The sequence below is a fragment of the Pseudoalteromonas spongiae UST010723-006 genome, assembly GCF_000238255.3.
GTDB lineage: Bacteria > Pseudomonadota > Gammaproteobacteria > Enterobacterales > Alteromonadaceae > Pseudoalteromonas > Pseudoalteromonas spongiae.
On record NZ_CP011040.1, the window covers coordinates 223,796 to 244,025 of the forward strand.

Sequence of the window (20,230 nt, forward strand, 5' to 3'; positions counted from 1 at the left end):
TTTATTAAGTGATGAATGATTTTGAATTGAAGGAGAGTTGCTATGTTGCGATACTTTTTCAAAAGGTAATTTACAATAAAAAGGTGCTCTAAAGCACCTTGTTGCGTTTTATAATTGCGCTAAACGCAGTTAGTTTTAGGTTTATCCAAGCATACTCGTCAGCCACGAAGGTTGTGAGTGCCAGTGATGTGTTATTTATGGGGCGTTAGGCTGCTTTTATATTTTTTGTTTATTAACGCATCGCAAAGTTTACAAACACGGCTGTTAGCATAAACCCCACACCGACAATAAAGCCTATTAACGTAGCTTTTACTAAGGTCGATTTTTTGTTTTCTTCTGTTTTTTCTAGTTTATCGCTCATAGTTACATTCCCTATTTAAATTAAAAATGTAGTGTTAGGTGTTTTAGTATTTATTAGAGTGTAAAGATCAACACGTTCTAAAAATCATCAATATTTTGTACACGATTTTGTGAATTTTGTAACCTAGCATATGCTGCTTTTTCAACTTTTTGTATCGGGTTTTAAAGCGAATGAAGGTTAAGTTTTGCTTTATGGAAGTGAGACAACTCTTTTGCTTAAAAACAGATTGTCACAGTTTAGTTAACGTGACACCTTACCAAATCGCATCCGTGTATTTAAATTAACAATGATAAAACAATCGCGCAGTGAATCATCTCACATGGTTTCACTTATCAGCTTGCGCTTTAACGTTAGGAAAAAGCAAACAAAATAGCCTTTCTATGTAATTGTATAGAAAGGCTATTTTGTTTGCTTTTTGAAGGTATAGAACATTATTTGGGTTTTTGTCATAGGCAAATATCCTTTAATTATTATGGCTTAGATTACATTACTTAAATAATAAGTAACTACCACCCACAGCAACACCCGTTACAATCGCCGCTGTCATACCTGCGGTTACTAAACCAACTACCACAAACGCGGTTAAAGCTGCTGTCATTACAATATCAAATACGTTGTTCATTTTTTATCTCCGAGTCGTTTTAAAGTTATTTAGTTAACATGTATGTGCCGCCAATTGCTGCACCGGCCAGAATTGCGGTTGTCATGCCAGCTGTTACAAGACCAGCTACTACAAATGTTGTTAAACCAGCAGCCATTAAAATCTCGATTGCGTTTGATGTATTCATTGTTCAATTTCCTTTAAGTTTGAGTAAAGCGTGTTGCTTGAGTTAAATAATAGGCAATTGAGGAGAGGATTCTTTTGCTTTGTGATGTTTGGTCAATCGCGGTGATTTTTGGCGCTATTTCGGGATAAAAGAATTGTGTTATTGGTGAGAGGTTGCTTTTCAGGTTGTATAAACAAAAACCGATGCGGGTGCATCGGTTTTTTCAGTGTTTATTTATTGAAAATTATTCTTCGACTAAAACTTGCTTGCCGTCGCTATTTACAACCAGCAGGTAAGACTCACCAAAGTCGCCGGTGCATAAATCGATTGCGCTGCCATTAATGGTTAAATCAAGGGCGCAATTATCGAGAGTTAAAAAGTCAGATACTTTGCCGCGTTCAGTGGTCATCACTTGGCTACCTTTTAATGTAACGGGGTAAACACCATTAGCGAAAATGCGTACGTTGAAGGTGTTGGCGTTATCACGTTCTTTTTTCTTAAGTAAGGTGATGTGTTTTTCAACACCATTTTGCCAAGCGATTACCCAATGTTCGTCATCGTCGCTTAGCGTTGTATGCATTTTTACTTCATTTTGACTGCTCATAGCTGAGCGCATACCAATGTTTACCATGTTCATTACCGCTGGGAAGTCATAGCCGTATTCGCTTGAATAACCATTAACTTGAACATTACCAGCCACGCGATTTTTACTATCAAATAAGCCGCTTGAACCTGCGGTGATGGTGCGTTTTTGCAAATGAAAGTCGATACTGTAATCCATTGCATTGATAAACGAAAACTCTGCTTCATGGGTTAATGCATCGTCTAAATCATCTGTGATTGAATCACTACAGCCAATTGCCCCAAAACACAGCGCACTTACAATAAGTGCCACCTTCCCTGAATTTTTCATCATAATATGCCTACTTTCAATCTACCCCAAAAAAATCTAGCGCGATAATAACATAGTGCTAGTTTAAAAAGCGTGAAGATGACAATAAACACGTTAATCTTGTGTAAGAAAGTATTTAAATTTATTACAGATTCTTACGTTTATAGGCTAGGCGCAAAGATGCCCCCAATAGAGGGCATAGCATATTTATAGTCAGTCCTTGTTATGCAATATGCGATAAAGCGCTGGCAAAACAAAAAGTGTTAGCAAGGTGGATGAAATCACCCCGCCAATAACCACAGTCGCAAGCGGTCTTTGCACTTCTGAACCAATGCCAGTGTTAAGAGCCATTGGAATAAAGCCAAGCGTGGCAACAAGGGCGGTGGTAAGTACTGGGCGCAATCGCGTTAGCGCTCCGGTTATAATGGCGTCATTTAAACCAAGCTTATTTGCTCTTAACTCACGAATAAACGACACCATTACTAAGCCATTTAAAATCGCAATGCCAGACAGGGCAATAAAGCCCACAGCAGCCGAGATTGAAAATGGAATATCTCTAAGGAATAGCGCGAAAATACCGCCCGTAAGCGCCAGTGGTACACCGCTGAAGATAATCATTGAGTCTTTAAATGAGCCAAGAGCGATTAACAACAGCGCCACAATAATCGCCAAGGTTAACGGTACAACTAAGGTCAAACGCTTAGTTGCTGATTGCAGTTTTTGGTAAGTACCGCCGTACTCTACCCAGTAACCTGCTGGAATATCTGCATTTTGTTCAATCGCCATTTGCACATCTTTAACAAATCCGCCCAAATCGCGGCCACGCACATTGGCTGTTACCACAATGCGGCGTTTACCATTTTCACGGTTTACCTGATTTGCCGAGTTAACTTTTTCAATGCTCGCTACTTCTGATAGCGGCACATAATCGCCGTTAGCTAAGGTAATGGGTAGGTGTTTTAGGTTATCGATATCACGGCGTTTATCATCGGGTAAACGCACCACAATATCAAAACGGCGATCGCCTTGATAAAACTTACCAACATCCACCCCGCCAATGCTAATGGCGATTTGCTGTTGTAAATCGGCCTTGGTTAAAGCATAACGCGCTAACATGTGATCAATTGGATTGATGGTTAAAATGGGCAAGCCTTTAATTTTTTCAACTTGCACATCACGAATACCAGCAACGCTTTCAATTGCACTTTCAATGCGCAGGCCAACAATCGCAAGGGTATCAAAGTCATCGCCAAAAACCTTAATCGCAAGCTCTGAACGTACCCCTGAGAGCAGTTCATTAAAGCGCATTTGAATCGGTTGCAAAAACTCATAACGATTACCTGGAATGGTTTGAACTAGTTGCTTAAGCTCAGCTACCAGTTGGGTTTTTGGCTTGGCTGGGTTTGGCCATTCAGCACGCGGTTTTAGCATAATAAACACATCCGCAACGCTTGGCGGCATAGGGTCAGTGGCCACATCTGGTGTACCAATTTTTGAAAATACACTTAACACTTCGGCTTTTTCAGCAATTTTTTGCTCTAACAGTTCTTGCATTTTAATCGACTGAGTAAGTGAAGTGCCCGGTATGCGCATGGCATGCATAGCAATATCACCTTCATCTAAATTAGGCACAAATTCACTGCCGAGTTTGGTACTCATAACGCCAGCAAATGCTATTAGCGCAATTGCTACACCAACAACTAACCAGCGCATTTTTAGCACAAAGGTTAAGATTGGCTGATAAAGTGCAGTGCTTGCCTTCATTACGATATTTTCTTTTTCTTGTACTGGCTTTTTAAATAACAGAGCAATACATGCAGGCACAAACGTAATTGATAAAACCATGGCACTCACTAGGGCAATTACCACTGTCATTGCCATCGGATGGAACATTTTGCCTTCCACGCCAGTTAGGGCAAAAATCGGCAAATACACTGCGGTTATTATAAAAACACCAAACAGGGCAGGGCGGATCACTTCACGGGTGGCATCAAATACCAAGGCCAAACGCTCGTTTAATGGCAAGGGTTGCGCTGTGTTTTGATCATTATGAGCTTGGCTTAAGCGGCGCATACAGTTTTCTACGATAATAATTGCACCATCAACCAGTAGGCCAAAATCGAGCGCGCCTAAACTCATTAAGTTAGCACTTACTTTACTTTGTACCATGCCTGTAATGGTCATTAACATGGCAAATGGGATCACCATCGCAGTGATAAGTGCTGCTCTAAAGTTACCGAGTAATAAAAACAAAATCACAATGACCAGCAGTGCACCTTCAAGCAAATTGGTTTTAACGGTATCGAGGGTTTTATTCACCAGTTTTGTGCGATCGTACGCAGGGTTAATCACCACCCCTTGCGGTAAACTTTTACTTATATCTGTTAAGCGTTCGCCTAACTCTTTTGCCACTTTTTGACTGTTTTCACCAATTAACATAAAGACGGTACTGAGCACCACTTCATGGCCATTTTGTGTCGCTGCACCTGAGCGTAGCTCTTTACCTTCAATCACATCGGCAACATCTTTAATGCGGATCACCGCACCTTGCAAATTCGTTACGGGTACATTTTCAAGCTGGGCTAAATCGCTTAATTGACCTGGAATGCGCACTAGCCACTGCGAACCATCACGTTCAATAAAACCCGCTCCACGGTTTTGGTTATGGCTGCCAATAGCATCAATTACATCCTGTTGCGACAGACCAAATGCCAACAGTTTTTCAGGTTTTATGGCGATTTGAATTTCGCGCTCAAAGCCGCCAATGGGGTTTACTTCAACAACGCCTTCTACTTGCACAAGTTGCGGACGAATGATCCAGTCGTGCACGGTGCGTAAATCGGTTGCGGTGATTGGGCTGCCATCGGGGTTAGTTGCTCCTGGCAAGGCATCAACCGTAAACATAAAAATTTCACCCAGCCCAGTCGAAATAGGGCCAAGCTCTGGCTCTACACCAAAGGGCAACTCAGATTTTGCCGAAACCAAACGCTCATTTACTAATTGGCGGGCAAAATAGATATCGGTGTCATCACTGAATATGGCAACCACTTGCGATAAACCATAACGTGAAATAGAACGTGTGTAACTTAAGTTGGGCACGCCAGCCAATGCGGTTTCAAGCACGTAAGTTACGCGTTGCTCTACTTCCAGCGGGGTGTAACCGGGTACTTCGGTATTGATAACGACCTGCACATTGGTAATGTCGGGCACGGCATCGATGGGCAGTTTAGTAAACTGCCAAGCACCTAATGCTGCAACTAACATTACCATGGCAAGTACTAACTTACTTCGCTCAATCGCGAATTTTAAAATGGACTCTAGCATAAGTAATTACTCACTTTTAGTGGTCGTGTGACGCGCCTGACTTTTCAATGTCGGCTTTTAAGATATAACTGTTGTCGGTGGCGTATTCGTTGCCAACATCAATGCCACTTAACACTTCAACCCACTCACCGCTGCTGCGACCAAGGGTTAACATGCGAACCTCAAATTGGTCGCCAAATTTGGCAAATACCACATTAAAATCACGAAATGCATGCAGTGCTTTTTTCTCTATTGCCATCGGTACCGTAAAGCTTTCAAGGGTGATGTCGGCGCTAACAAATTGTCCTACTTGCAGTTGGTTATTGGGGTTGGGAATGAAGGCGCGATAGGTTTTTGCTTGATTGCCAGCAACTGAAAAAAGGCTGTCTTTAATGGTGGTATTTATTGGCGTATTTAAGCCATTTACATTAACGCTTACTGCTGCGCCTTGGCTGATTTTTGCTGCGTCGTTTGGAAAAACCTGTAGCTCTGCAACAAGCTCAGTCATATCGGTAATTTCTATTAAGCTGCGCCCAGCCGTTTGCTCACCTAGCCCCACATTTTGTTTAGTTACAATGCCATTTATTGGGGAAATGACACGGTAGCTTTGTAAGCTGTCGTTACTTTGAATGGTCATTATGTGCTGACCTTTTTTCACCTGCATACCCAAAAGCGCATTGAGTTTGGTAATTTCACCATCAAAACGCGCGCTTATTTGGCGCTTTGCGCCTGCTGGCAGGGCGAGTTTGCCATACACCGGCAAAGTTTTTGTCAGGGTTTTTGCTTGCACGATATTGGTGTTAATGCCTAGTTGCTCAGCAATGGGGGCGGCAATTTGAGTGCGTCCTTCAAAATTATCAAAATGCCATTCATAGACTTCACCTTGATAAGTGGCGCTTATTTCAACGCTAAATGAGTGAGGTTCGTTAATCGGTGACGTACCCTTTAAAAAGGCGCCATTTGGTTTAAATGAAATGGTGTCTTTTTTGCCACCTAATCGGCTAAGGGTAACGGTAACGTCTAAATTTTCGGGCGCTACTGTTTTTTCGTGATCTTTCACAAATACGCGGTATTCGGGTGCTGTTCCTTGTTCAACGAGTTGCAGTTCCAAAGAGAAATCACCTGTTTTGAAAAGTCGTCCACCGTTTGGCCCTGTAGCTGCATCGTTGTGCTCGCTATCATCTTGCTGGTGGTTGTGGTCGCTTCCGGCAAGCGCATCAAAATTTGGCACAATGAGTAATAGGCTCACTAAAAATGCATTTAATAGATTTGATAATTTCATCGCAATCTCACTTAATTGTTAGGCTAGCGCCGGTTAAGCGCTCAAGTTCAACATTGAATCGTTGAATATTGGTATAGGCTTGTATCAGCTCCAATCGGGCTTGTAATAACTCTTGTTTTACTGCGTACCAATCGGTGTATCGGTAGCGCCCCTGCTGGTAGGCAAGCTCGGCTTGTTTACTTGCGGTTTCGAGGGCGGGAAGTGATTCTTTTAAAAGGGCATTGGCAATGTGGGTATTGTGGGTTAGCTTGTGGTTAAGTAGTAACGCTTGTGTTTGGGCGCGCGCAAGCCAGGCTTTTGCCTCGGCTGCTTGCTGCTGTTTACTGGCGTTAAGCGATGCAATTTTCCCTTCGCTACGAGACGCACCCCCTAACGGAATTGAAACGCCAGCACTTAGTGAAAAGTCATTAAGCGCTTGGTCGCGCGTAATGCCCGTATTGATTTGCCAAGCGGGTTTGCTCTCAGCTTGTGATAGTGCAATTTCTGATGAGATTACACGCTGTTTTGATGCAAAGAGTGAAAAACGCGGCGTGTTTTTTAATTGTACTTTGGCATCTTCCAGTGAAAGGGCATTAGGTAATTGGGTTAAATCGCCTGTTACATCAAATTCAGTAGTGCCTTGCCACTGGGCTGCCAACTGTGATTTTGTTGCTTCAATTTCAAAGTAAAGATCTTCAACTACTAATGTTTGCTTTGCTAAATCGGCTTTTGCACGGTATTTATCAATACTGTTTACGCGGCCTGCTTCGACCCGTTTGGTAATCTCTGACAGGGCTTTTTGGGCTTGTTTTTCCGCCAGAGTTGCCAATTTTAACTGGGCTTGCTGCGCTAATAAGGTAATAAACAAATTGGCAGTTTCAGCTGCTAAATCAAGTGCTTTTGCCTCTTTTTCAACGGCATAAATCAGCCCTTGTTGTTTGGCAAGGTTCACTCGTGCATCCACTTGCTCACCATCGAGCAACCACGCAATACTCAACCTTGTTTGGCTATTGGAAAAGCCCTGATAATCGCCAGTGCCAAGTGCGTCTTCAACGCTTAAATCAAGGATAACTGGGCCTGCAACCCCAGCCTGTTGAATAAGCCTTTGATTTGCTTGTTGCAAATAAATTAGCGGCGTTAAATCAGGATGGTTTTGTATGGTCTTACTGATGGCGGTTTTTAAGCTCACGACTTCGCCTGCGCTAGCACCCTTTGGTGCGAGTAATAGACTCGCGACGACAAGGTTTAACCCTATCAATAACCGACTGTTAATCGGTTTTCTTGTTGTGACAAATTTTATAAGCATACGCTCACTCCTAAAATTTAGGCTTTATACCGATTGTTAATCGGTTTTTTGAATTTGCAGAAATACCTTTAAAGTCCATGATATTAGTGACTCGTAAAGGTTTCGATAAAGTGGTGGATGCTATCGACTGAGGTCAAGCATAGGAAAAATGCGGCAATTGCGAGCAGCATCATAAGCAAGTGATTAACTGGTTTTAGCGATAATTGCCCAAGTAAGAAATACACTCGTTGCTCTAGCACATCTGCGCCAAAATTTGCCACCATATCAGTGTTTTTAAGGGTACTGCCAGTGGCATTTAGCCTTGCTACTTTTACAAGGGTGCCCGCAATATCAAGCGATGACGTAGTGTTTGAAATCACGGCGTTGTCTGCATCTTGCTCCATTGCTAAGGTCATATGCAGGACTAAACGCTGTTTAATGTTAGGTATATAAAACGCCGCCAGCAGAGCAAATAACCACTTTTTAAATGGGTCACGCTTATTTACATGGGCAAGTTCGTGTTGCATAACTATATGGTATTCAGTCTCGCTAATTTGCTCGCGCATGCCTTTAGTAACAAAGCACTTAGGGCTAATAAAACCTGCAGTAAATGCTGCGGCATCATTTGAATCGATTTCGAACGAGTTGTTATCAAGCTTACGAGAAAGCGCCATTAAGCTTTTAATTTCGTGCTGATGGGCACGCAGCTTTAGCAACCTTGAGCTAATTACATATGCTAAAAAACCAAGTGCGCACGCGGTCACTGCGCCGTGCCAACTGAGCCATGAAAAGCTATCGATATGATGCCAATGACTAATACTTGAGGCACTTTCAAACGGTGACAAGCCATTGGCTGCGTAAACAAAATAGGCGGCGGTCGAAAAGGCGCTAAACCAAGGTAAGGTCGCTAAAAACCACAAGGTGATTTTGCGAGATTTAACCTGTAACTTTAAAAATCGCGTACTTAATAAAGTGACAAACGCAGACACCGCAATGTTATGTAGCACAAAGCACACAACGGCAATGGCTAATACATTTAACAATAAAGTGAAGGGTTCTGCGCTCATAACTTAGCCTTGTTGCTTAAGTTTTAATTTTTGCTGTTCGATCAGCGATTCTAATTTGTCCAGTTGTTCTACGTTGAACTCTGATGACATCGAACTAAATGCGGCAATTAGGCTGCTACCATCGTCTTCTCCAACAAAATCTGTGGTGACTGATTTTATTAGTTGGCCTATTAACTCGTGACGCTCAACGCGGGCTTTATAATGAAATGCATGCCCCTCTTTATGACGCGATAACAAACCTTTTTTGTAGAGGCGTTCAAGAGTGCTTTGGTAGGTGTTTAAACTGCCACCACGGGTATTTTCAAAGTGAGCAAAAACGGTTTTTACGTCAGAGCAACCGTGTTGCCAAAGGTAGTGTAAAAGCAACTTTTCTAAATCGCCGAGTTTCATTGTGATCACCTTAAACTAAAAACCGATTAACAGTCGGTATAATAGGTTTAATAAAACCGATTTGCAATAGGTTTTATTAAACCGCTAAAAAGCGGGCAGCAATAAGTCTAACTAAAATGCCGTCAGGCTTTTTAATTGAAGCGAGTTTATTAAGTTTTATACGCTTTGGTGAGTTGAAGATTGATTACGATGCAGCGAAACAAAGCCTATTGCAAAACAGCAACCTACATAGAGCCAAACGCTACTGGCGACGAGTTGCCAAAGGTCGATTTGTGTTGCGTTAATGACTATTGTAAAACCGAGTAAACCACGCAGTATGCATATTATAGCAATAACAACTAACGCAGATTTTAAAAAAGGAACTCTACGAATAATGCCCATTGCTGAGAATGCAAATATCGCGCATGCACTCATTAACAATGCAACTAGTGTAGTTGCAATAGGTGCAAGCAGGGTGTGTTGTTTTGATGATGCGATTATAAATTCAGGCGCACGCGCAAACAGATACCAGCTCGGACCGCCCATACCAATTCTGTTAAGTATGTGATCAGAGGTAGCGCGGGATAAATGAAATGATAACAAGGCGGAATTTTTCTTATGTAGTTGTTCTACATTGATAAATTCAAACGCAGTTAGCATGATATTTAACCCGCTAGAATGATCAGCTATTTAAGTGAATTGGTATAATACAGAGCAAATGCCAAGCGGCAGCTGCTAACGCAATTATGCCAGCACTGAGCAGTAATTTAGAGCTCACAGGAGCGTGTATAATCTGTTGATTTGAGGACAGCAAATTAAGTTACCTATTTGCCCTAAATTGACAACATTTCGTTATTTTTATCTTGTTTGTTTTTATACGCTAGTCAATACCGACACAGGCTGTGTAGCGTTTTGCGATTTTAACGACCTTGTCTTTGGATTCGATAATTTCATTATCGTTTTTGAAAATACGCTGTTCACACATGCCACGCATATTCGCGTATGTTTTTAAGCATTCTTTTACGCTTTTTCCGCCTGATGTTTGATATGACTCATCGTTGCAAAATTGTAATGCGAGTAAGTTAGAACCGAGCTTGACTTCACCTAAGCGAACATCGCTGGTTTCAGCTTTTGCCAAAAGGTCTTGGTAGTTGGCGATATGTTGTGAGCTTGCATTGCTATAAAAATACATTCCGCCTAAACATAGGCCTAGAAGTACAATAAACTTCATAATCATTCCCTTGATATTGTTTTTATTGAATTTAAATCGGTGACGATAAATTTAGCGCATTACGTTACCGCTTTTTTGGTTGAAAAGCGAACAGTTTTTTAAGCGCTTAAAATTAATTCACCTTAATAGTGTTATTTTATGCAATTGTTCTTATTTAAGGTATTCATTTTAATGAACTTATGGTTACGTTTTGTGTTCTGATTGGTATAAGCAGTAAAACCGCTATCACAACCTAGTAAGCTTCTTATTAAAGCCAGGAGAAAAACGAGAGCGCAAAGGTCAACACGCGCTAGATGAGTTATGACGAAAACGAAAGTAAGCGTATTGATACTAGCCGGATTGTTTTTTGGCATTCTATTTATGCCCGTATCTCAAATAATCCCGGTTCAAGGTGCAACACACAATGATTGGCATGCAAAAACCTTTTGGTATGAGCCTTGGGGCAGCTCAGGTGTGCACAAAGGTATCGATATTTTCGCCAAAAAAGGAGCGCCCGTAATAGCGTCTACGGCAGGAATTGTGATTTATTCTGGCACTTTGCCTAGAGGCGGTAAGGTTGCTTTGATTTTAGGGCCTAAATGGCGAGTTCATTATTATGCGCATTTAGAGCAAAACCAAAGTAAAACAGGTCAGTTAGTTGCGAAGGGAGAGGTTATTGGTACTTTGGGCGATTCGGGAAATGCCAAAGGTAAGCCTGCACATATCCACTATTCGGTCGTTACATTAATACCTTACCCGTGGCGGTTTACCACAGAAACGCAGGGTTATAAGAAAATGTTTTACTTAAACCCTGCCGAATTATTCACACATCACTAAGCTAAATTATTAACAAGCTTTGAACTATGCTGTGATTGCTCTAATTTTTCTGCGGCAAAACTATTAAATAGCCAAAGAGCTAGCGCGGTTACAAAGGCAATTGCGGCGCATAAGAGCCAAAAGTTCGCGGGTTCATTGGCTTCAACAGCCCATTTGTTGTAACCCCAACCAGAGAGCTTACCTGCAAACAAAAAGCCAATGGCAGATGCCGTGTAAAGATAGCCTTGATACATCGCTGCTTTATCTTTTGGCATTACTGAGGCTACATACTCTTGTTGTTTTGGCGATGCCATCATTTCACCGAGCGAAAAGATGAGTAAAGCAGCTACCGCAAGCGCGCCGCTTACTATTACCCCAGCCTCTGAATTTGCTAGTAATAAATAACTGCTGGCAATCATTAAAGCACCCGCAATAATTGCATAAAAGGTTTTAAAGCGTGCGCTCAGTGCTGATACCAATACTTGTAATAGTACAATAGAGCCAAAGTTTACCGCTGCAATGTATTCAGGTTTAAACTGGCGATAATCACTTGCCCACTGGGTTGCGAGTGTGCCGATTTCAGCTTGAGACAATGTACTTAAGCTTGGTAAATGCGCTTGTAATACCTCTTTTGGAATGCGCACATTGTAGTTAGTTAATTCAAGATAGGCTTTATGAAAGCTGTTTGCTTGGCTGTAATCAAATTGGCTTGCAAGCGCAGTGATTGCAGTTGTTAGCTGGGGCACATTAACAAACGAAGCGGCTTCGCCAAACCCCGCATGAATTGAATTCGCTAGCATCACAAGATCACTGCTATCAACGTAGTCGCGAATAAAAAGCGGAAGGGTAATAAAAATTTGCATATAAACCAGCCAAAACCCGCTCAAAATCAAAATAAGTAACAAAAAAGGTTTATTACCCATTTTTATTTTGCTGCTATACCAATGTGTTCCAGCTTTTGGCGCTAATATGTGCCACACTAAGTTTAAACCTAGCCAACCTGCAATAAACCCGTAAGCGAGTGACTCGGAAATTAATTTTGTACCGGGTAACATAAACGCAATAAGGATTGGAAAAACAAGTAACGCAAAACGACCATTGCCCAGAACTTCACGCATCTCGATCATAATATCTTTAAGTGGTTTGGCTGGCGTGTTTTTGCGAATTTCAGCAGTTGGATCTTTATAAAAGAGGGTGACAGGAATAAAGTTAATGGCAATCCACACTGCGGCCATAATAAACACCATATCCCAGCTTGTGTCTCGCATAATACCGGCAATAACTGGCCCTAAAAAGCCACCCACATTGACCATCATGTAAAAAACGCCAAAGCCTAAACTGCGATTGCTATCGTTGGTTGCATGAGTCACCGTGCCGGTGATCAATGGTTTGAAAATGCCAGCACCAATAGCAACACCCATAAAGGCTAGGAAAAACGCGCTATAGCTTGATACTTGACCTAGCAAGTAATAACACGGAGTCATCATGGCAAAGGCAAGTAATAGCATTTTTTTGTAGCCGTAGCGATCGCCTAATGCTCCGGTTAATGCTGGCAGCAAGTAGATGCAAAATGGTACAAGCCCTTGTAAAAACCCGCGTTGTTCATCACTAAACCCCATACCGCCTTGTAGCACTGGGCTAGTCATATAGAGGGACGATACGGTAAAAAAACCGTACCACGCTAATCGTTCAAATATCTCCATAATATTGGCAATGTAAAAGCTGCTGCCAAATGGACTGCGCACAGGCTTGCGTGTTGTCATAACAATTTTTCTTTTTGCTTTTGAATATTGTATGCAATATATCAGAGGTGGTTTTTTTAGCAACAATGATGCGATTTTCTGTGTTGAATATGGGATTTTTAGTTAGGTAAATTTAAATTAAATATTTGCTAACTCATTAATAAAATGAAATATATTTCGCAAAAGTGAGCGGTTTATGTAAAAAATCTGTATAACAGAAACATTGTTTATTAATTGAGTAACTTAAAATGAATTATAAAAACACATTACTACCTCTTTCACTTATTGCTGCCGCCGTTTTCTCTTTCTCTACCGTTGCCAGTGCACCTGCAGGTATTGATAATAGCCACCGTAGTGAAACAAACCAAGCACGCGATACATTTCGTAAGCCATACCAAACGCTTGAATTTTTTGGTGTAAAAGCTAATTCAAAAGTGGTTGAGATTATGCCAGGTGGCGGCTGGTACACTGAAGTACTTGCGCCAATGCTTGCAGCAGAGGGGCAGCTTGTAGCAGCGCATTACCCAATTACAACAAGTTCAAAATACCGTAAACGCTCACGCGAAAACTTTGAGAAAAAATTAAGCGATAACAAAAAAGTTTACGGCAATGTTGTTATCGCTGATTTTGATCCAAATGCATCAATCGATGAGAAAACAAAAAATGCAGATGTAGTTTTAACCTTTAGAGGCTTGCACGGTTTACAAAATGGGAATCAGTTAGCGGCTGCATTTAGTCAGTTTAATCAGATGCTTAAACAAGGTGGCAAATTAGGCGTTGTACAGCATCAAGCACCTGAAGGCTTTGACCCAGTAGCAACAGCGAAAAAAGGTTACTTGCCAAAATCACATGTAATTGCAGTGGCAAAAGCCGCTGGATTTGACTTAGAAGCTGAGGCGTATTTCCACAACAATGCGAAAGACCGCATTATTATCGATAATGTTGAAGCAGGTGTATGGGCACTGCCGCCTTCACTTAATGCAAAGGAAAATAAAGATCAGTACCAGTCAGTTGGTGAATCTAACCGCATGACATTACTTTTCAAAAAGCGTTAATTGAATAAGGCCTAAACCTTTAAAACGGATTGGGACCTAATACAAATCACGCATTTAGGGCTTGAAAATTGGCCACTATTGGCTTAGTTTTTCAAGCCCGTTTAGTTTATATTGAAAACAATAAAAATAAGCATAAGAAGACGAAACGTGGCACAAGCAGTTAAAAAAATCGTTATTGTTGGTGGGGGCACAACGGGGTGGATGGCAGCGGCGAGTTTATCGCGCTACATTCAAGACAAAGACATGTCGCTTACGCTAATCGAATCACCCAACATTAATACGGTTGGAGTAGGCGAAGCAACCATTCCTAATTTTGTCGATTTTAACCGCAATTTAGGCATTAACGATGCTGAATTAATTAAAGCCACACAAGCGACATTTAAGCTTGGTATTGAATTTGAAGAATGGTCGCAAAAAGGCGAGCGTTTTTTCCATCCCTTTGCTGCCTATGGCGCACCCATCGAAAACTTAGATTTTCACCAATATATCAACAAGCTCAATGCTGAAGGCAAACAGCTTGATATTGAAGATTATAGCTTCCCAATTCAGCTTGCTAAAAAGGGCGGATTTGCACAGCCAAACCCCAATCAAAACAACCCACTAGCACAATATTCTTACGCCTATCACATTGATGCTGTGTTATATGCGAAGTTTTTAACGGAGTTTTGTTCAAAACGCGGTGTAAACCATATTTTAGCCAATGTGAGCGAAGTTAAACTCAACGCTGATAACGGGTTTATCCAAGCACTCACCCTTGATAATGGCACGTATATCGAGGGCGATTTATTTATTGATTGCTCTGGTTTTAAAGGTGTATTAATTGAAGGGGCAATGGGTATTGGCCTTGATGATTTGAGTCATTTGCTACCATGTGACAGCGCTGTCGCAGTGCAAACAGAACTGGTGGGTGAACCTACACCTTATACCCGCGCAATTGCAAAAGAAGCAGGATGGCAATGGTGTATTCCGCTGCAGCACCGAATGGGCAATGGCTATATTTATTCAAGTAAATTCACGACAGATGAAGAAGCGAAACAAAGCCTGCTCGATAGTGTAAAAGGGCGCACAATTACGGATGTAAAAACCTTTAAGTTCCCACTTGGCAGGCGCAAAGTAAGTTGGCATAAAAACTGTTTTGCCCTTGGTTTAGCTGCTGGCTTTTTAGAGCCGTTAGAGTCACTTGGCATTTCGTTAATTCAAACAGCGCTTGCTAAGCTGATGACTTTCTTCCCAGATATGTCTTTTAATCAAGCTGATATTGATGAAGTTAACCGTTTGCATAATGATGAGTTAGATCGCATTGTTGATTTTTTACTAGTGCATTACAAATTAACGCAGCGCACCGACACCGCTTTTTGGCGCTATTGCCAAGAGATGCCCATTCCAAAAACACTTGAGCACAAAATTGCCATGTATAAAAATCGCGGTCATGTGGTGATGTATGATAACGAGTCTTTCCAACAAGCAAGTTGGCTTTCAATGTTCTATGGCTTTAACGTTACTCCTTCACGTTACGATGTACGTTTGGACCACTTTAACTCAAGCGCTATTGCTGAAAACTTGGCACAAATGAAAGCGCAAATTGCTATGGCCGCGAATAATTGTTTGAGTCATCAGGCATTTATTGATAAACATTGTAAAGCAAATAATGATGTGAAAAATCGATAATGTTAGTACCGTTTACAAAAAACCACATAGAACCACTTACGAGTTGGTTTAAAGATGAAGTTAGCCTTTCGAAGTGGTCTGGTCCAGGATTCCGTTACCCTTTTACAGAAGACACTTTCTTTCAAGATTTAAACACAGAGAAGCTAGCTTCATTTTGCTTGCTTTGCGAACAAGGTGAGTTTGTTGCGTTTGGACAATTTTATAATCGCCTAGATCGAATTCACCTTGCGCGCTTGGTGGTAAACCCAGCGTTTCGTGGTAAAGGCATCGCAGAGCGTTTAATTAATAGTTTGATTCAAAAAGGGAAAGCTCAACTTCAGTTAAATAGCGCTTCATTGTTTGTTTTGTCGGATAATTTACCTGCAGTTGCGGCCTATCAAAAATCGGGTTTCATTAAAGCGCAGTACCCAACGCGTATACCGTTAGAAAACTGCGAATACATGGTTAAAACTTGCTAACTTAGCGATGTTTGTACTGGGTTTTGCAATATCCACGTGAAATGCTCGGGTTTCGCAGCTTTAAATGCTTAGTGTTGCGGCCAGTTACACGCGCTCGCCATAGTCGAAAGCTGGCTGGTTTTAACGTCTGCCTCATTAAACGAATTACGTTTTTCTCAGATAACCCATAGAGTGTTTCGATGGCTTCAAATGGGGTTCTATCCTCCCAGGCCATTTCGATAATGCGTGATTGATCAGATTCAGTCATTGGTGTGTAAATTAATAAAATGAATATTCTGAGTACGCAGACAAAAGCGTTTTTGATCAGTTGTTAAGGCAATTCGTTGTAAAGTCGTTTTATGATGAGATTAAAGGAAAAGTACTTCAGCAGCTCAAGCAAAGGCACTATGATGGGCATTATTCAAAGGCAACTAATGGCGCTCAATATACCGCAAAAAACCATGACTATTTCATTGCACACCTTGCGTAATTATACGGGGCTTTCGTTATGAACTCTTGGACACCCGCAGTGAGAGTTAACAAAATTGCCAATATGCAATTTTCACAGTCGCAAGCGTTGCAAAAGCTGCTGCATAACGCATATGAAAATGAACCGTTTACCTATCTCAACCGGTAAATGCGAAAGCAACGTGCTTAAGCTTAATTGCTTACGTTTTTATTGTGATAAATAGATGTAACGTATTTGTGGTGTTGTGCATATTAATTGTTCAAATGTTACTTGTGAGCAGTTATGTAATTTCACCCGATGCACAAACCTGTTACCCTACGCTCATTGATATTCTAGAGCAGCAAATATGATTAAAGATAACGAACTTATTAATACATTAGACGAGCTAGAAGCGTTTTTATTGTTAGTTGAAAATGGTGGTTTAGGCCTTAAAAATGTTGAAGGTGTGGCACTTGCTACAAATAACAGTGATGGTCGCCCATTTATTGCGGTGTTAGATGATAAGCATCAATTATTACTAGGTCGTTGGGTATCGCAAGATGTGTATGAAAATGGCAAAGATATGGTGCGTTACGGAGTGAAGAAAACGCATTAATACGCTTTACTATGATAAAAAAGCCAAACATGCGTTTGGCTTTTAACGATTCAACTTTAATTTTACTCTTTTTCTTCTGTTTGAGTATGCCAAGACCAAGGGCTTAACTCAAAAATCTTGTCTGAATCGGTATTGCCATTATCACATACATTGTCATAGCCAATTATCCTTACAGGTAACTGATCGACAAATGACTTTTTAATGATGTCATATTGGAATGTGGCAACAGGCGATGACAAATCTAACGCCCAAGTAAGGGTGTTGCCATCCACTACACAGCTTTCAAATGATGAATTCTCGCTGATTACGTTTAAGCGAAAATAAAGTGATGTATCACCATTATCACCAGAACGGGTGATTAACTCACTTACCGTACCGTATACGTCATTTGCTGCATTAGCTGACACTGATAGTAGCGATAATGCGCCAAGTACTAAACTTTTAACTCTCATTGCTATTCCTTTTATGAGATGAGTAAATAATCTAAATTTATGCGTTTAAACGCAAAGTTATAGTTTAATCAGCGTAATTATTGTCTAATTTTCTTGTTAAGTAAATTGGTACAATCAGTTGGCGTATTGCTTATTGGAGCTATATTGTATTGAAATGTAAACAAATTGAACGGTGATGTCTGCTCGCTGTGGCGAGACTGTTTATATACATTACGATAGAAGCGAAAATAAAGCAGCTATTCGCGCTTTTGTATTGAGCCAGTCACGGATAATTGAACGAATGGGGCCTAAATTAGCGCCAAAGCGTCAATGGCTAAGCGTAATTGCTACTTACTCTTTTGTCGCTCTATTATTTATGGCACCATCCAAGATTACTTAACCTAATTTAAAGCCTTGTTATGAATCTTAATTTTTCTGACTTTTCACCAGTGCAAATTTACCACTTAATGACGCAAACCATTATTCCGCGTCCAATTGCATGGGTTATGACTGATTCGGGCGAAGCTAATTTTAATTTAGCGCCATTTTCTTATTTTACGGCAGTATCGAGTAACCCACCTTTAATGATGTTTTCAGTTGGCAAAAAGCCGACAGGTGAAGTAAAAGATACCGTTAAAAACATTATCGAAACGGGGCAGTGTGTGATCCATATTGCGTCAGTAGATGATGCTAATTTGGTAACGCAAACCGCAGCAACTTTAGATCATGGACAGTCAGAAGTCGCAATTAATGATATTGCGCTATGTGAATTTGAAGGCTTTTCTATGCCGCGCGTGGCAGGTTGCAATATTGCTTATGGTTGCGAGCTTTATAAAATTAAAGAAATGGGCGAAGTGCCTCAAACGTTAGTGTTTGTTGAAATTAAAACCCTATTTTTAGGCGATGAAGTTGTATCGCTTGATCATAAGAAGCGCATTAAAGTTGACGCCGATAAGGTAAATCCATTGGCGCGTTTAGGGGGCGGCGAATACTCAGGCATTACATCAGCATTTGGCATTGAGCGCCCAGAATAACATGAACGTTTACAGTGAGCGTACGTCCGCTCACTGTGATGTTAGGCTAAGTTGATTGAGTTTTTGCCTAAGCTCGGTATTTTCTTTTTGTAACTGACGTGCGTTCAGTACTAAGCGCAGTACGTTTTTTAGCTCAAAGTTATCCCATGGTTTTGCCAAAATAATTGATGCGATATCATCGGTTATCGCGCGTTGGCAAAGCTCCATATCCGAATACCCCGAGAGCAGCACACGGCCTATATCAGGATCATATGCTTTTACTTGTGACAGTAGCTCTACGCCATCAATCACTGGCATACGAATATCAGACAGCACTAAATCAATGTCATTTTGCTTTACAATTTCAAGTGCGTTTTCTGGCTCGCTACATTTTGTGATGGTGTAGTCTTTACGCAGTAAACGCGCAATTGCATTGGTTACTTCTGGTTCATCGTCTACCAGTAAAATATGGGCCATACGTCACTCCTTCTTATTAAGAATAAAACATTTTTTATACTTGGCACAATGCATTCACGCGTAAAACCGCCAACCGTTTTAGATCAGAACACAGATGTTTTAAATGGCGCTTATTTGGATACTGTTTAAACGCCTTATACGAAAATGAAATCGCAGTGGTTAAATCGCCATTCTCTCGATGCATTTCACCGTAAGACTCCAGTAAGCGGGCATTGGCTTTACGGCGAACGGTTTGGCTGACATTTCCTAATGTGCAGATGCGTTCGGTGATTTCGGCCATTGCATCAATACGATTTTGTTTATTGGCGGTTATTGAGTTGGGTCGCATCAGGTAATCCATCGTGATGTCTTCACTAAATCCAACCTCGCTAATCAGTGCGATACGAAGCCAACAATCCCAATCACTGGCGCTACGAAGACTCGGGTCAAACCCGCCTGCACGTTCGATAATGTCTTTATTAACCATGACACATGATGTACCAATTACGTTGGCAATTAAGAGCAATCCAAGGGCATCGTGCAAAGGCTGATAATCACCGTTGTTTTGAGTACGATGGGCTGCAAATTCAGGCCAATACGAATAACAATCAATGATTTCTTGGTATTGAGTATCAACGTGTTGATAGTTGGTGAAAGTTAGCCCGCAGTTGGGATTTGCTAGCATATAGTCTACTTGCTTGCGCAGCTTGTTGGGGGACCAGTAATCGTCTGCGTCTAAAAACGCGATAAATTGACCATTCGCTTTTTTAATTGCCCGATTACGTGCAGCGATAACACCCTGATTAGGCTGGGTTAAAACGCGTAACTGATTGTATTTTTGCTCAGCTGCTTTTAACCATTCAAGCGAACCATCAGTCGAACCGTCATCCACCACAATCAGTTCAAATCGCACATCTTGCTGTTGTAATACACTGTCTATGGCTTTTGGTAAATAGTCTAAACAGTTGTAGTTAGGCATGATAATCGACACTTCTTTACACATAACAAATCCTCCATAGTCTGGAGTACTTAC

23 protein-coding genes are annotated in these 20,230 nt (G+C 41.2%); 7 read left to right on the top strand and 16 right to left on the bottom strand.

The genetic code is table 11. The annotated features are described in order from the left end of the window. Nucleotides 1-232: 232 nt before the first annotated feature. The 11 genes from PSPO_RS21975 to PSPO_RS15560 all read right to left on the bottom strand — a co-directional run bounded on the left by PSPO_RS21975 (nucleotide 233) and on the right by PSPO_RS15560 (nucleotide 10,536). Entirely contained in the window at nucleotides 233-361 is a 129-nt protein-coding gene (locus PSPO_RS21975; RefSeq protein ID WP_267890941.1) for a hypothetical protein, read from the bottom strand. Nucleotides 362-848: 487 nt separating this feature from the next. After that, nucleotides 849-983, bottom strand: a complete 135-nt coding sequence (locus PSPO_RS21980) for a hypothetical protein (protein WP_267884436.1) — start codon at nucleotides 981-983, stop codon at nucleotides 849-851. A 25-nt stretch (nucleotides 984-1,008) separates the two neighbouring features. Further along, a complete protein-coding gene (locus PSPO_RS21695; RefSeq protein ID WP_158523455.1) occupies nucleotides 1,009-1,149 on the bottom strand; it encodes a hypothetical protein in 141 nt (46 codons plus the stop codon). Nucleotides 1,150-1,372: 223 nt separating this feature from the next. Continuing rightward, the gene (locus tag PSPO_RS15525) at nucleotides 1,373-2,044 is read right to left on the bottom strand and encodes a hypothetical protein (RefSeq protein ID WP_148665274.1); all 672 of its coding nucleotides are present in this window, start codon (nucleotides 2,042-2,044) and stop codon (nucleotides 1,373-1,375) included. Between the two features lie 189 nt (nucleotides 2,045-2,233). After that, a complete protein-coding gene (locus PSPO_RS15530) occupies nucleotides 2,234-5,344 on the bottom strand; it encodes an efflux RND transporter permease subunit (protein ID WP_010558243.1) in 3,111 nt (1,036 codons plus the stop codon). A 16-nt stretch (nucleotides 5,345-5,360) separates the two neighbouring features. Beyond that, on the bottom strand, nucleotides 5,361-6,605 hold the full coding sequence (locus PSPO_RS15535; RefSeq protein WP_010558242.1) for an efflux RND transporter periplasmic adaptor subunit: 1,245 nt from the start codon (nucleotides 6,603-6,605) through the stop codon (nucleotides 5,361-5,363). A gap of 7 nt (nucleotides 6,606-6,612) precedes the next feature. Further along, on the bottom strand, nucleotides 6,613-7,890 hold the full coding sequence (locus PSPO_RS15540) for a TolC family protein (RefSeq protein WP_010558241.1): 1,278 nt from the start codon (nucleotides 7,888-7,890) through the stop codon (nucleotides 6,613-6,615). 83 nt (nucleotides 7,891-7,973) lie between these two features. Further along, nucleotides 7,974-8,936: a M56 family metallopeptidase gene (locus tag PSPO_RS15545; protein ID WP_010558240.1), complete on the bottom strand. Its 963-nt coding sequence runs from the start codon at nucleotides 8,934-8,936 to the stop codon at nucleotides 7,974-7,976. Between the two features lie 3 nt (nucleotides 8,937-8,939). Continuing rightward, nucleotides 8,940-9,326, bottom strand: a complete 387-nt coding sequence (locus PSPO_RS15550; protein WP_010558239.1) for a BlaI/MecI/CopY family transcriptional regulator — start codon at nucleotides 9,324-9,326, stop codon at nucleotides 8,940-8,942. Between the two features lie 156 nt (nucleotides 9,327-9,482). Continuing rightward, complete coding sequence (locus PSPO_RS15555) at nucleotides 9,483-9,965, bottom strand: hypothetical protein (RefSeq protein ID WP_010558238.1); 483 nt, start codon at nucleotides 9,963-9,965, stop codon at nucleotides 9,483-9,485. A 220-nt stretch (nucleotides 9,966-10,185) separates the two neighbouring features. Beyond that, complete coding sequence (locus PSPO_RS15560; RefSeq protein ID WP_010558237.1) at nucleotides 10,186-10,536, bottom strand: hypothetical protein; 351 nt, start codon at nucleotides 10,534-10,536, stop codon at nucleotides 10,186-10,188. 300 nt (nucleotides 10,537-10,836) lie between these two features. On the opposite strand from PSPO_RS15560, the gene PSPO_RS15565 reads away from it, so the two are divergent. After that, nucleotides 10,837-11,352, top strand: coding sequence for a M23 family metallopeptidase (locus PSPO_RS15565; protein WP_040642118.1), 516 nt, complete (start codon nucleotides 10,837-10,839; stop codon nucleotides 11,350-11,352). Here PSPO_RS15565 and PSPO_RS15570 read toward each other — a convergent pair. Next, nucleotides 11,349-13,094: an MFS transporter gene (locus tag PSPO_RS15570; RefSeq protein ID WP_010558235.1), complete on the bottom strand. Its 1,746-nt coding sequence runs from the start codon at nucleotides 13,092-13,094 to the stop codon at nucleotides 11,349-11,351. The two genes, PSPO_RS15565 and PSPO_RS15570, sit on opposite strands and share 4 nt — an antisense overlap. Before the next feature lie 227 nt (nucleotides 13,095-13,321). On the opposite strand from PSPO_RS15570, the gene PSPO_RS15575 reads away from it, so the two are divergent. The 3 genes from PSPO_RS15575 to PSPO_RS15585 all read left to right on the top strand — a co-directional run bounded on the left by PSPO_RS15575 (nucleotide 13,322) and on the right by PSPO_RS15585 (nucleotide 16,254). Next, a complete protein-coding gene (locus PSPO_RS15575) occupies nucleotides 13,322-14,128 on the top strand; it encodes a class I SAM-dependent methyltransferase (RefSeq protein WP_010558234.1) in 807 nt (268 codons plus the stop codon). Nucleotides 14,129-14,275: 147 nt separating this feature from the next. After that, nucleotides 14,276-15,796: a tryptophan halogenase family protein gene (locus tag PSPO_RS15580; protein ID WP_010558233.1), complete on the top strand. Its 1,521-nt coding sequence runs from the start codon at nucleotides 14,276-14,278 to the stop codon at nucleotides 15,794-15,796. Beyond that, nucleotides 15,796-16,254 (top strand): GNAT family N-acetyltransferase, encoded by a 459-nt coding sequence (locus tag PSPO_RS15585; RefSeq protein ID WP_010558232.1) that lies wholly within the window; start codon nucleotides 15,796-15,798, stop codon nucleotides 16,252-16,254. The genes PSPO_RS15580 and PSPO_RS15585 overlap by 1 nt, the downstream gene beginning before the upstream one ends. A 1-nt stretch (nucleotide 16,255) precedes the next feature. Here PSPO_RS15585 and PSPO_RS15590 read toward each other — a convergent pair whose 3' ends face one another. Next, nucleotides 16,256-16,501 (bottom strand): TIGR03643 family protein, encoded by a 246-nt coding sequence (locus PSPO_RS15590; RefSeq protein ID WP_010558231.1) that lies wholly within the window; start codon nucleotides 16,499-16,501, stop codon nucleotides 16,256-16,258. Between the two features lie 91 nt (nucleotides 16,502-16,592). Here PSPO_RS15590 and PSPO_RS21700 point away from each other — a divergent pair, with 91 nt between their 5' ends. Next, nucleotides 16,593-16,745 (top strand): hypothetical protein, encoded by a 153-nt coding sequence (locus PSPO_RS21700; protein WP_158523456.1) that lies wholly within the window; start codon nucleotides 16,593-16,595, stop codon nucleotides 16,743-16,745. A gap of 303 nt (nucleotides 16,746-17,048) precedes the next feature. After that, nucleotides 17,049-17,297 (top strand): hypothetical protein, encoded by a 249-nt coding sequence (locus PSPO_RS15595; protein ID WP_010558230.1) that lies wholly within the window; start codon nucleotides 17,049-17,051, stop codon nucleotides 17,295-17,297. Between the two features lie 62 nt (nucleotides 17,298-17,359). Here the strand turns inward: PSPO_RS15595 and PSPO_RS15600 are convergent, their stop codons facing one another. Beyond that, on the bottom strand, nucleotides 17,360-17,749 hold the full coding sequence (locus PSPO_RS15600; protein ID WP_010558229.1) for a hypothetical protein: 390 nt from the start codon (nucleotides 17,747-17,749) through the stop codon (nucleotides 17,360-17,362). A 398-nt stretch (nucleotides 17,750-18,147) separates the two neighbouring features. Here PSPO_RS15600 and PSPO_RS15605 point away from each other — a divergent pair, with 398 nt between their 5' ends. Continuing rightward, nucleotides 18,148-18,762, top strand: coding sequence for a flavin reductase family protein (locus tag PSPO_RS15605; protein ID WP_010558228.1), 615 nt, complete (start codon nucleotides 18,148-18,150; stop codon nucleotides 18,760-18,762). Nucleotides 18,763-18,792: 30 nt separating this feature from the next. Here the strand turns inward: PSPO_RS15605 and PSPO_RS15610 are convergent, their stop codons facing one another. Both PSPO_RS15610 and PSPO_RS15615 read right to left on the bottom strand, forming a co-directional pair. Next, nucleotides 18,793-19,218, bottom strand: coding sequence for a response regulator (locus PSPO_RS15610; RefSeq protein ID WP_010558227.1), 426 nt, complete (start codon nucleotides 19,216-19,218; stop codon nucleotides 18,793-18,795). A gap of 34 nt (nucleotides 19,219-19,252) precedes the next feature. After that, nucleotides 19,253-20,200, bottom strand: a complete 948-nt coding sequence (locus PSPO_RS15615; RefSeq protein WP_010558226.1) for a glycosyltransferase family 2 protein — start codon at nucleotides 20,198-20,200, stop codon at nucleotides 19,253-19,255. Nucleotides 20,201-20,230: the final 30 nt, after the last annotated feature.